Here is a 12,701-nt window from a genome sequence, read left to right on the forward strand (position 1 = left end):
TAAGTTAACGAAGAGATAGTTCACAGAGATAAAACCATAACTTGAACTGTTAGCGGTTGGCGCGCTTTTTGCTTCCAGGCTGTTATACGTCAAAGTTTAGGTATCTGTGAATGGATGTTAAAGCCTCCCTAGGCCAAGTAAAACAGTTGAAACTGAGCTCTTTCAAGGGCATAGGTACGCCAATGCTAGTGCTTGCGGCATTGGCTATGATTGTATTGCCTATCCCGCCGTTTCTACTCGACGTTTTATTCTCTTTTAACATTGCCTTGGCTTTGATTGTTCTTCTTGTCGCGATTTATACCGACAGACCTTTAGATTTTGCTGCTTTCCCAACCGTTTTATTAGTCGCGACACTGCTGCGACTCGCGCTTAACGTGGCATCGACCCGTGTAGTATTACTCGAAGGCCATAATGGTGGTGACGCCGCCGGTAAGGTGATTGAGGCCTTCGGCTCAGTGGTGATTGGCGGTAACTATGCAGTGGGTTTGGTCGTATTTATCATCTTGATCATTATCAACTTTGCCGTTGTGACTAAAGGTGCTGGCCGTATTGCCGAGGTGAGTGCTCGCTTTACCTTAGATGCGATGCCCGGTAAGCAAATGGCCATCGATGCCGACTTGAACGCAGGTATTATTAATCAGGATCAAGCCAGAACCAGACGCGCCGAGGTGACCCGCGAAGCCGACTTCTATGGCGCAATGGACGGTGCATCTAAGTTTGTGAAGGGCGATGCGATTGCCGGTATCATGATTTTGGTTATCAACATTCTCGGTGGGTTTATTATCGGGATTGTGCAACACGGTTTGACATTCTCCCAAGCTGTTGAAATTTATACCCTGTTAACCATTGGTGACGGTCTCGTCGCACAAATTCCTGGTCTATTACTGTCAATCGCCGCGGCGTTGATGGTGACCCGTCAAAATGAATCTGGCGATATGGGCCAGATGCTGATTAGTCAGATGTTTGACAGTCACAAGTCACTCAGTATTGCGGCCGGCGTACTCTTTGTCATGGGTATTGTGCCAGGCATGCCACACATGGCGTTTTTAAGCTTTGCCGTGATCACAGGTGGTGCCGCTTACTTTATATTTAAACGTAATGAAGCCAAACGTGCCAAAGCCCTTGAGCAAGTCAAAACGGGCCCAGCGGAAAGAGCCGAAAGAGAACCTAAAGAACTTAGCTGGGACGATGTACACCATGTTGACACTATCGGTCTGGAAGTGGGTTATCGTTTGATCCCATTAGTCGATAAAGGGCAAGGTGGTGAATTACTAAGTCGGATCAAAGGGGTACGTAAAAAGCTTTCTCAAGAGCTGGGCTTCTTGGTGCCTGCGGTACATATTCGTGACAACCTCGATTTATCACCCAATGCCTATCGCATCTCGTTAATGGGCGTGGTGGTTGGAGAGGCGGATATTCGCCATGACTGCGAACTCGCCATCAACCCAGGCCAAGTTTACGGTAAGCTCGATGGTATCGAAACGCGTGATCCTGCCTTTGGTCTCGAAGCCGTGTGGATTGCCCCTGAGCTGCGTGAACATGCACAAACCTTAGGTTATACCGTGGTGGATGCCGCGACAGTGGTGGCTACCCATATCAGCCAAATATTGACGAATAACGCGGCGAAACTCTTAGGCTATGAAGAAGTGCAACAACTGATGGATATGCTTGCCAAGCATTCGCCTAAGCTGGTGGATGGCTTTATTCCTGATGTGATGCCGCTTGGAAATGTCGTAAAAGTGATGCAAAACCTATTAAATGAAGGAGTTTCTGTCAGAGACTTGCGTACCATAGTGCAAACTTTGTTAGAATACGGCACTAAGAGTAACGATACTGAAGTGTTAACGGCGGCAGTACGTATCGCATTGAAGCGCATGATAGTTCAAGAGATCTCGGGTCCTGAACTTGAAATACCTGTCATAACTTTGGCGCCAGAGTTGGAACAGATGTTGCATCAGTCAATGCAAGCAACCGGTGGCGATGGCCCAAATATCGAACCTGGTCTTGCGGAGCGTATGCAGCAATCCTTAGCGGATGCCGCTCAAAAGCAAGAAATGGTTGGTCAGCCCGCTATTTTGCTAACGTCAGGTATGTTACGTGCGACACTGTCTCGCTTTGTTAAATATACTATTCCTAATCTCAGAGTGATTTCTTACCAAGAAATCCCCGATGAAAAGCAAATACGCATAGTGTCTGCCGTCGGCCAGTAGAGGACGCATAAGTGAAGATTAAACGTTTTTTTGCCAAAGACATGCGTGCTGCACTGGCCCAAGTGAAGGACACGCTCGGCTCCGATGCCGTGATTATGTCGAATAAAAAGGTCAATGGTGGCATTGAGATTGTGGCCGCCGTTGATTACGACGAGCCCAAAGCGAAGGCGCCTGCCGCTGCACCGACTTTTATGGATGTGAGTGATGACTTAGTATCGCTCGGTGCTAAAGCGCCGATTCGTGCTGAAACTAAGTTAAAACCATCGGCGCCAGCGGACTCTCTCCAGGCATTGCTCGAGAAGCAACAAAGCCGTTTAAACCAACAGCTCACCCATCAACAGCAAGACGCCGAACTGCCTGCGTGGGCTAAAGGATTACAAGCACCTGTGGCACCTAAAGCTGAGCGTCGCGATATGGGCAATCCTTTCGATAAGAAACCGCAGAGCTCGCCAAAGCAAAATGCGGATCTCGAAGCCATGCGCGATGAATTATCATCCTTACGTAATTTGTTGACCCATCAGGTTTCAGCATTGATGACTGAGCATAAAAAACGTATCGACCCTGTCGGTGCCATGCTGGAGTCAAAGTTGCTGGAAGCCGAGTTTTCTCCAGCTGTCGCGAACAAGTTAGCGGCGCTCAGTCAACACTATACCCCTGCAGAATTAGTTCGTGCACTGCCACAAAGTCTAGCGAATATGCTTGATAACCAAGGTGATGATATCGTTAAGCAAGGTGGTGTTGTTGCGCTGGTAGGTCCAACTGGAGTCGGTAAAACTACGTCATTAGCTAAATTAGCTGCACGCTTTGCGGCCCATCATGGTGCGGATCAAGTGGCTTTGATTACCACAGACCATTATCGTATTGGCGCCTATGAGCAATTGGCCACCTATGGCAAAATTATGGGTTGTCCAGTCAAACAAGCCCATGACCTTGCTGAACTAGAACAAATTCTGTATCAGTTCAGAAATCGCAAGCTAGTATTGATAGATACCGCGGGTATGGGTCAACGAGATATGCGGCTTTACCAGCAACTTGATAATTTAACTGCAAATAGCAGAATACCTATCCGCAGTTATCTGGTACTGTCTGCCACAGGACAGCGCCGCGTGCTGCAAGATGCTGTAAATCACTTTAAACGCATTCCCTTATCTGGTGTTGTACTCACCAAACTCGATGAATCCGTGTCTTTAGCGGGCGCATTAAGTGTGTTGATCCAAAGTGGGTTGCCATTAAGTTATGTTACGGATGGGCAGCGAGTGCCCGAAGATATGAAAGTCGCCGATACCTTACTGCTCGCTGAGCAGGCATTAGCGGCCTTAGAAAACACTGAAGAACAATCGTTACCAGACACAGCGTGGTCAGATAATATGACCTGTGCATTTGAGTAGAGTTATGACCCTGGATCAAGCAAGTGGTTTACGTATGATGAATCAACCCTATAACGAAAAAGTGAAAGTAATCGCGGTTACGGGTGGTAAAGGTGGCGTGGGTAAAACCAGTGTGTCCATCAATACCGCTGTAGCATTAGCCGAAAAGGGCAAGCGTGTCTTAGTGCTTGATGCCGACTTAGGCTTGGCAAACGTCGATGTCATGTTAGGGATCCGTGCTGAACGTAACCTTTCCCATGTACTCTCAGGCGATGCTGAGCTGGATGATATTATTGTCCGTGGTCCTAAGGGCATAGGCATTGTCCCCGCGACCTCGGGTACTCAAGGCATGGTAGAGTTGAGCCCTGCGCAACATGCGGGCTTAATTCGTGCTTTCAGTGAGATGCGTACCCAGTTTGATATTCTCATCGTGGATACTGCCGCGGGGATTTCTGACATGGTACTCAGTTTCTCTCGCGCGTCACAGGATGTGTTGGTTGTTGTTTGTGACGAGCCAACCTCCATCACTGACGCTTATGCGTTAATCAAAATTCTCAGCCGTGAACACGGCGTTTTCCGCTTTAAAATTGTTGCGAATATGGTGCGCAGTTTACGCGAAGGTATGGAATTGTTTGCTAAACTCAGTAAAGTGACCGACAGATTCTTGGACGTGGCACTTGAACTGGTTGCGACCATTCCATTTGATGAAAACCTTCGCAAATCAGTGCGTAAACAAAAGTTAGTGGTTGAGGCTTATCCTAAGTCTCCAGCTGCGATAGCGTACCATGGCCTAGCGAATAAGATCATGAGTTGGCCAGTACCACAGCAACCTGGTGGGCATTTGGAGTTTTTCGTTGAGCGTTTAGTTCAGCGACCAGATTTTCAAGAGGAAAAAACGAGTGAATAAAGCCGCAGCGTATACTTGTTTAGACAGTAAAACGTCAATCGTTGAACAGTATGCACCGTTGGTTAAAAGAATTGCACATCACTTGCTTGCCAGATTACCTGCCTCAGTGCAGCTCGATGACTTGCTTCAAGCGGGGATGATGGGGTTATTAGAAGCATCATCCAAGTTTGATGGTGGCAAAGGTGCAAAGTTTGAAACCTTCGCCGGCATAAGGATCCGTGGCGCCATGTTGGATGAGATCCGTCGTGGCGATTGGGTTCCCCGTTCTGTTCATCGTAATAATCGTCGAGTTGCTCAAGCCATTGATGAGTTAGAGCAAGTGTTGGGTCGTGATGCTCGCGACACAGAAATTGCAGAAAAACTTGATATGACGCTCGATGAGTACCATCATATTCTTAACGATGTTTCTGTTGGTAAAATCATAGGGATAGAAGACTTAGGCGTATCACAGGATATACTCACTCCGAGCGATAATGTGAGTGATGGTACATTTGAAGCACTAGCAGAGACCCAGTTTCATTCAGCATTAGTAGAGGCGATAAAATTATTGCCCGAAAGAGATGCGCTAGTGCTATCGTTATACTACGATGAAGCATTGAATTTAAAAGAAATTGGCGCCATTCTTGAGGTGAGCGAGTCGCGAGTTAGCCAGATATTAAGTCAGGCAATGTTGCGACTCAAAGGCAAACTCAAGCATTGGACATAAGTATAATTATTTATTGAGCACAGAATGTCAGCTCACCGGAGGAAACCTTGGACAAGAATATGAAGATTCTCATCGTTGATGACTTTTCGACAATGAGACGTATCATCAAGAACTTGTTGCGAGACTTGGGATTTAACAATACCCAAGAAGCAGACGACGGCTCAACCGCGCTGCCTATGCTACAGAAGGGCGACTTTGATTTTGTCGTGACAGACTGGAACATGCCAGGTATGCAGGGTATTGATTTGCTTAAGGCTATTAGAGCCGATGATTCCCTAAAACATTTGCCCGTGTTAATGGTTACCGCCGAAGCAAAACGTGAACAAATTATTGCTGCCGCACAAGCCGGTGTTAACGGCTATGTGGTTAAGCCTTTTACCGCAGCAACACTAAAAGAGAAGTTAGATAAAATATTCGAACGACTCGCTTAAGCAGGGATGAGCTATGAAGTCACAAACATCAGGGCTCATTACGCTCGAGAAGGCTCAGCGTTTAGTTGAATTATTAAGCGCGAATGAACAAGCTCAAGCAGATGATTTATTTAGGGAACTCGCGGCTCCACTCCAAAGGGAGCTCTTTGATGAAGTTGGCAAATTGACTAGACAACTTCATAGCGCATTAATGGATTTTCAAGTTGACAATCGTTTGGTTGAACTCGCGAATACCGAAATTCCCGATGCTAAGGAACGGCTAAGTTATGTCATCGACATGACAGAACAAGCCGCGAATAAAACCATGGATGCGGTAGAAGAGTGCTTGCCGCTCGCAAATGCATTAACGGCGAATATTCAGCAAGTGATGCCATCTTGGGATAAGTTGATGCGGCGTGAAATTGCCCTGAGCGATTTTAAAGCACTTTGCCACAATGTGCAGCATTTGATGTCACGTAGCGAATTGGATTCCAATCGCTTACGCGAATTGCTCAACCAGATTTTGATGGCGCAGGATTTTCAGGACCTGACTGGACAAATGATCCGGCGGGTGATCGATCTAGTGATGGAAGTTGAAAGTAATCTGGTGTCTATGCTGACAGTATTTGGTGAGCAACCCGTGATTGAGAGTCAGATTACTCAGAAAAATAATATTGAAGCTGAAGGACCGATAATGAATGCCGAGCTTCGTCAAGACGTCGTTACCGGTCAAGATGAAGTCGATGATCTGCTATCGAGTCTGGGTTTCTAACTGGGAGTCAATTTGATGGCCTTTGATGTAGATGAAGAGATACTCCAGGACTTTTTAATTGAAGCGGGCGAAATTCTTGAGTTGCTGCAAGAGCAGCTGGTCGCGCTTGAAAACAATCCTGATGATACTAACTTGCTAAATGCCATTTTCAGGGGGTTTCATACTGTAAAGGGCGGTGCGGGTTTCCTTAGTCTCACTCCCATGGTGGATGTCTGTCACGAAGCAGAAAACACCTTCGATTTATTACGCACAGGCAAGCGCAGTGTCTCCGCCGAGTTAATGGACATCATTCTTCAAGCTGTCGATGCGATTAACACTATGTTTGCTCAAACCCAACAAGGCGAGCAACAAGATCCCGCCGATCCTGCATTATTGGCTAAATTAAAAATGCTGAGCTCCGGTGAGCCGCTTCCTTCCGAATCAGGCCAAAGTCATGCCGAAGCTGAGTCACTGCCTGAACCAGAACCTGTTATAGAAACTGTGGTTGAAGTCGCCGCAGTTGAAGAAATGCCGATTGAGAAGTCAGAGCTATCAGATTCCAGTATTGATGAAATCGATGAAGCGGAGTTTGAAGCATTACTCGATGCACTGCACGGCGCCGGAAAAGGCCCCGGAGTTTCTGCGCCACAAGCAGATGCTGCCCCTGCGGTGCAAAATGTCAGCAAACCTCAAGCGACATCCGCAAGCGCTAGCGATGATATTACCGATGACGAGTTTGAAGCGCTGCTCGATGAGCTGCACGGTTCTGGCAAGTTTAAAGGTAAAGTGGAAGAGCCTGCCAAGCCAAAAGTTGAAGCAGTTGTCGCTGCACCAAAGCCTGCCGCTCCAGCTGTTGATTCGGACGAAATCACTGAAGATGAGTTTGAGCGTCTCCTCGATGAATTACACGGTAAAGGCGGTGCACCTGCAAAAGTGACTGCGAAAGCCGAATCTGCTCCAGCTAAAACCGAGCCCGCTAAAGCGCCTCCAAGTGCCGTCGCGCCTTCAACGCCTGCCGCTCCTAAAGCCAGTGTTGCTGCACCAGCAACACCTCCTGCGGTAAAAGCCAAAACTGATGTGGCGGTTGCTGAAAAAGCCCCTGCTAAAGCAGCGGCAGCAGCCTCTGCTAACGTACCTCAAGGCGAGACAACTGTTCGCGTCGATACCGCGAGACTCGACCAAATCATGAACATGGTCGGTGAGTTAGTGTTAGTGCGTAACCGCTTATTGAGTTTAGGCATTAGTCGTGATGACGAAGAAATGTCTAAGGCGCTAGCGAATTTAGACTTGGTGACAGCAGATTTGCAGGGCGCTGTGATGAAAACGCGCATGCAACCCATCAAGAAAGTCTTTGGTCGCTTCCCTCGGGTTGTACGCGATTTAGCTCGTACTCTGAATAAAGAAATTGATTTAGTCCTCGTGGGCGAAGAGACCGACCTCGATAAAAACTTAGTTGAGGCGCTCGCTGATCCGTTAGTGCACTTAGTGCGAAACTCGGTAGATCATGGCATTGAGATGCCTAATGACCGTGAGGCCAGCGGCAAACCAAGAACAGGCACCATCACTCTGTCTGCAAGCCAAGAGGGTGACCATATCCTGCTGAAAATCGAAGACGATGGCGCGGGTATGGATCCTGAAAAGTTAAAGCAAATTGCCATCAAGCGTGGGGTACTCGATGAGGATACCGCGGCGCGGATGACTGACAGTGAAGCTTATAACCTGATTTTTGCGCCTGGCTTCTCGACGAAAGTGGAGATTTCAGATATTTCCGGCCGTGGTGTTGGGATGGACGTGGTGAAAACCCGTATTACCCAACTTAACGGAACCGTGCATATCGACTCGATGAAAGGCAAAGGCACCATACTTGAGATTAAAGTGCCGCTGACCTTGGCGATTATGCCGACCTTAATGGTAGACGTTGCCAAGCAGGTGTTTGCATTGCCCTTATCCAGTGTGAATGAGATTTTCCATCTCGATCTCACCAAGACCAATATTGTCGATGGACAACTCACTGTGATTGTCCGCAACAAGGCCGTACCGCTTTTCTATCTGGAGCAGTGGTTACATCGCAATAGAACCAGCTTTAAACATGGTGACAAGAAACACGGCCATGTGGTGATTGTACAACTGGGGATGATGCAAATTGGTTTTGTTGTTGATGCTTTAATTGGACAAGAAGAAGTGGTGATTAAACCCTTGGGAGCATTGTTGCATGGCACGCCGGGTATGGCGGGGGCGACAATCACATCCGACGGTGGCATTGCCCTCATCTTGGATGTCCCAGGATTATTAAAGCACTATGCGAAAAATAAAAGTTAGTTTCCAATAAGGAATGGAATGGCCATTAAAGTATTAGTCGTTGATGACTCAAGTTTTTTTAGACGACGTGTTAGTGAAATAGTCAATCAAGATCCTGAACTGGAAGTGATCGCAACGGCCTCTAACGGGGCCGAAGCGGTGAAGATGGCTGCCGAACTTAATCCGCAAGTCATTACAATGGACATTGAAATGCCTGTAATGGATGGTATTACTGCTGTCCGTGAGATTATGGCGAAGTGTCCAACGCCTATCTTGATGTTTTCTTCATTGACCCATGATGGTGCCAAGGCCACGCTTGATGCCCTTGATGCGGGGGCGCTTGATTTTCTACCTAAGCGATTCGAAGATATCGCGACCAATAAAGATGACGCTATTTTGCTATTGCAGCAAAGAGTCAAGGCTTTAGGTCGTCGCCGGATTTTCCGTCCTGTGGTACGTCCTACCACACCAACGCCGCCACCTCGTTCGAGTGCGAGTTCAGTATTAGGTGGGGTATCGACACATACGCAGCCTGCACCAGTTCGTTCTTCACATGCTGCATCTATTCGTCCAAGTGGTAAACAATATAAGTTATTGCTGATAGGCACATCGACGGGCGGGCCTGTTGCTTTGCAGAAAATTTTGACTCAGTTCCCCGCAAATTATCCGCATCCTATTTTGCTTATCCAGCATATGCCAGCGGCCTTTACGCCAGCCTTTGCGAATCGTTTAAATGGTTTGTGTAAGATTGAAGTCAAAGAAGCGGCGAATGGTGATGTATTGCGTCCAGGATGCGCGTATTTAGCGCCTGGCGGGATGCAAATGATGGTTGAGCGGACAGGTGTCACGGGCCGTGTCAAAGTGTTGGCAGGAAGCGCTGAGATGAATTACAAGCCCTGTGTTGATATCACCTTTGCTTCTGCCTCAAAAGCCTTTGGCGGTGATGTGCTGGCGGTAGTGTTGACAGGAATGGGAGCCGACGGCCGCGAAGGTGCGCGTATGCTGAAATCCGCGGGCGCGACCATTTGGGCACAGGATGAAGCGAGTTGTGTGGTTTATGGTATGCCGCAGGCGGTGGCCAGTGCCGGTATAGCTACTCAGTCTATTTCGCTGGACAATATGGCTGAGTCGATTTTAAAAGAGTCTGCGCGTGGCTAAGTCCAAGACACAGATAAGCACAAATATGCTGCTTATCATTGTGTTAATGGCAATCGCTATATTGTGCCTAGCCGCGTTAAGTCTCGATTATCATCGAAAAATCATGGCATTACGCGATGATGTAAAGCGATTAGAATCGACACAGATTTTGCTTATGGTACCGGATGAACAAGCTCAGGCGATTGCGTCTTGGCTCGCTTCCCATCCGGATCAAACCAAAGCGATGTTAAAGCTGGCTTCACCCGGAGAGCAAAAGGCGGTGACTTTAGGCCCCGAGACTTTTTCGGCACCCGAAACGAAAATTCCGCCAACGCTCGAGAAACCAGCTGATGATAAACCGTTGCAGCAAGCCACGGTAGATCCTGTGCCTGAATCATTGCGGCCAGAGACCTCATCTGTCCTATCGACGGCAGCGCAATCTCAATCGAATAATGTGCCTGTGGTGATTTCAGAAAATGCCGATGGGGTGAAAGTGATTAGTTTGCCTAATGGTGGCATTAGAGTCACCACGAGGGAAGGCGAGTAATGTTTGTGTTACGCAAACCTGCATATGAATAGCCGAAAATCAACATTTAAGAGGTCAGTTCTTTGAAAGTCTGGACCATTGCGAACCAAAAAGGTGGGGTTGGAAAAACCACTTCAGTAGCCAGTTTAGCGGGCGCGCTCGCTAAACGGGGTAAACGTGTACTGATGATTGATACCGATCCCCATGCATCGCTTGGTTATTACCTTGGAATAGACTCTGAAGAGGTACCCGGTTCGCTATTTGATGTGTTTGTCGCGCATAAGAACTTGAGTTCTGACTTAGTGAAGTCCCACATAGTGCCCACCTTAGTCGATGGCTTAGATTTACTGCCCGCGACTATGGCATTAGCCACCCTCGATAGAGCCTTAGGTCATCAAGAAGGCATGGGACTGGTGCTGCGTAATTTATTGGCACTGGTAGCGGATGAATACGATGTGGCGATTGTGGACTGCCCACCCGTGTTAGGGGTATTAATGGTCAACGCGCTGGCGGCCAGTCAACACATAGTGATCCCCGTGCAAACCGAGTTTTTAGCCATTAAAGGGCTCGAGCGCATGGTGAAAACCATGGAGATCATGGGGCGGTCAAAGAAAACCCGTTATAGCTATACCGTCGTACCCACTATGTATGATAAACGTACCAAGGCATCACCTGCAGCCTTGCAGGTGCTGAGTGAACAATATGGCGACAGCCTTTGGCGAGATGTGATCCCCGTAGATACTAAGTTTAGAGACGCCAGTTTGGCACATTTACCCGCTTCCCATTATGCAAGCGGCAGTCGTGGCGTAAAAGCTTACGAGCGATTATTGGATTTTCTTTTAGCTGGGGAGTTTGGCCATGTCAAAATCGGTTGATGAAACTGTTTTTGATTTTTTTGAATTATTGTTGCATGAAGAAGACAGTAAAGCTGTAGCTTCCCCAAATGCACCTCGAAATGAGGCTGCGGTTTCCTTGGCAGGGAAAAAAAATGAAGCACAATTGCTCGATGACGCCATTTTAGCCGAGCGCAGTCAGGCTAAAGCGCACGCTAGCGTGACAATCGCCGCCGAAGTGCAGCCGCAGAAGGCAAAGTCTGCCAGCAATATGTCTCATCTTGATGAGCCAGCACCGTTAGTTAATAAGCAGGCTTTGGAAAAACTCCTTGCGCCAGTATTAAAGACGGTTGAGGACAAGCCAGCTGAGGCCATGGCCGAGGTTGCACCTGAAGTGGTTCAAGTTCAAGAGGTGGCTCATGACGAGAATATTTCGTCTGGCGCAACGCAAAACGATGCCAATGTCACATTTGAGCAACCATCGGCAGTGGTGGAAAGCGAGATTGACATTGAGACAACACCCGAGACTCAGGTGGGGTTTGCCCCTCCAAGTATCACAAAAGACCTGCAAGAAGTACTCGATGATGAGTTTCAAGTACTATTCTTTAAAGTGGCTGGGTTAACCTTAGCTGTGCCTTTAGTGAGTCTTGGTGGGATAGTTAAGGTTGAGCGAATTAATCATATTATCGGTCGCCCTTCATGGTTTTTAGGGGTGCAAACCCATAGGGAAGAGCAGTTAAATCTGGTTGATACCTGTGCATGGGTGATGCCAGAAAAATACACGGATAAACTGGCGCAATCGGTAAATTATCAATATCTTGTATTATTAGAAGGCAGTAATTGGGGATTAGCTTGTGAGTCCCTCGTTAATGCAGTAAAAATTAATAAATCGCAAGTAAACTGGCGCAGCAAAGCGGGGAAACGTCCTTGGTTAGCTGGTGTAGTGAAAGAACAAATGTGTGGCATTTTGCACGTACAAGCCTTAGTTGAAATGCTTGATGCGGGTTTAGGCTGTCAGGACTCCATTGGTTGAGGTAAACATGAAAGATACAAGAAATGTCGCGGCCGTGGCTGCAAGTAAAGATGATGCAGTATTGCAATGGGTTACCTTTAAGTTAGACAACGAAACTTATGGTATCAATGTGATGCAGGTGCAAGAGGTATTGCGTTACACCGAGATTGCCCCTGTGCCTGGCGCACCCCATTACGTTTTAGGGATTATTAACCTACGTGGCAATGTGGTGACCGTTATCGATACTCGCTCACGTTTTGGCTTGCAATCGGCGGAAGTGGATGATTCGACTCGTATCGTGATTATCGAAGCAGAGAAACAAGTGATCGGTATTTTGGTGGATAGTGTGGCCGAAGTGGTTTATCTGCGCCGCTCTGAAATTGATAATGCGCCGAATGTCGGCACCGAAGAAAGCGCCAAGTTTATCCAAGGCGTGAGCAATCGCGATAATGAGCTACTGATCCTCGTCGACTTAGACAAGTTATTATCCGATGAAGAATGGGCAGAGTTAAATCAGCTCTAAGCTTCCATGATGAGACGACAG

General features: G+C 47.6%; 12 protein-coding genes. All 12 read left to right on the plus strand.

Annotation, left to right across the window (positions count from 1 at the left end):
• Positions 1 to 110 precede the first annotated feature (110 nt).
• The 12 genes from flhA to SHEWMR4_RS06845 all read left to right on the plus strand — a co-directional run bounded on the left by flhA (position 111) and on the right by SHEWMR4_RS06845 (position 12,680).
• Entirely contained in the window at positions 111 to 2,210 is a 2,100-nt protein-coding gene (flhA, locus tag SHEWMR4_RS06790; protein ID WP_011622083.1) for a flagellar biosynthesis protein FlhA, read from the plus strand.
• Positions 2,211 to 2,221: 11 nt separating this feature from the next.
• Positions 2,222 to 3,598, plus strand: coding sequence for a flagellar biosynthesis protein FlhF (gene flhF, locus SHEWMR4_RS06795; protein WP_011622084.1), 1,377 nt, complete (start codon positions 2,222 to 2,224; stop codon positions 3,596 to 3,598).
• 4 nt (positions 3,599 to 3,602) lie between these two features.
• Positions 3,603 to 4,484 carry a MinD/ParA family protein gene (locus SHEWMR4_RS06800; RefSeq protein WP_011622085.1) on the plus strand — a complete coding sequence of 294 codons (882 nt, stop codon included), beginning with the start codon at positions 3,603 to 3,605 and terminating at the stop codon, positions 4,482 to 4,484.
• Positions 4,477 to 5,190, plus strand: coding sequence for an RNA polymerase sigma factor FliA (locus SHEWMR4_RS06805; protein ID WP_011622086.1), 714 nt, complete (start codon positions 4,477 to 4,479; stop codon positions 5,188 to 5,190). The genes SHEWMR4_RS06800 and SHEWMR4_RS06805 overlap by 8 nt, the downstream gene beginning before the upstream one ends.
• Positions 5,191 to 5,237: 47 nt before the next feature.
• On the plus strand, positions 5,238 to 5,621 hold the full coding sequence (gene cheY, locus SHEWMR4_RS06810) for a chemotaxis response regulator CheY (protein WP_007649667.1): 384 nt from the start codon (positions 5,238 to 5,240) through the stop codon (positions 5,619 to 5,621).
• Between the two features lie 13 nt (positions 5,622 to 5,634).
• Positions 5,635 to 6,372 (plus strand): protein phosphatase CheZ, encoded by a 738-nt coding sequence (locus tag SHEWMR4_RS06815; protein WP_011622087.1) that lies wholly within the window; start codon positions 5,635 to 5,637, stop codon positions 6,370 to 6,372.
• 15 nt (positions 6,373 to 6,387) lie between these two features.
• A complete protein-coding gene (locus SHEWMR4_RS06820; RefSeq protein WP_011622088.1) occupies positions 6,388 to 8,670 on the plus strand; it encodes a chemotaxis protein CheA in 2,283 nt (760 codons plus the stop codon).
• Between the two features lie 18 nt (positions 8,671 to 8,688).
• Entirely contained in the window at positions 8,689 to 9,807 is a 1,119-nt protein-coding gene (locus SHEWMR4_RS06825; protein ID WP_011622089.1) for a protein-glutamate methylesterase/protein-glutamine glutaminase, read from the plus strand.
• 13 nt (positions 9,808 to 9,820) lie between these two features.
• On the plus strand, positions 9,821 to 10,333 hold the full coding sequence (locus SHEWMR4_RS06830) for a hypothetical protein (RefSeq protein ID WP_041409007.1): 513 nt from the start codon (positions 9,821 to 9,823) through the stop codon (positions 10,331 to 10,333).
• Between the two features lie 62 nt (positions 10,334 to 10,395).
• Positions 10,396 to 11,187: a ParA family protein gene (locus SHEWMR4_RS06835; protein WP_011622091.1), complete on the plus strand. Its 792-nt coding sequence runs from the start codon at positions 10,396 to 10,398 to the stop codon at positions 11,185 to 11,187.
• Positions 11,171 to 12,178 (plus strand): chemotaxis protein CheW, encoded by a 1,008-nt coding sequence (locus SHEWMR4_RS06840; protein ID WP_011622092.1) that lies wholly within the window; start codon positions 11,171 to 11,173, stop codon positions 12,176 to 12,178. Before SHEWMR4_RS06835 ends, SHEWMR4_RS06840 begins: the two co-directional genes overlap by 17 nt.
• 7 nt (positions 12,179 to 12,185) lie before the next feature.
• The gene (locus SHEWMR4_RS06845) at positions 12,186 to 12,680 is read left to right on the plus strand and encodes a chemotaxis protein CheW (RefSeq protein WP_011073088.1); all 495 of its coding nucleotides are present in this window, start codon (positions 12,186 to 12,188) and stop codon (positions 12,678 to 12,680) included.
• Positions 12,681 to 12,701: the final 21 nt, after the last annotated feature.

Origin of the sequence: Shewanella sp. MR-4 (assembly GCF_000014685.1) — a bacterium.
GTDB lineage: Bacteria > Pseudomonadota > Gammaproteobacteria > Enterobacterales > Shewanellaceae > Shewanella.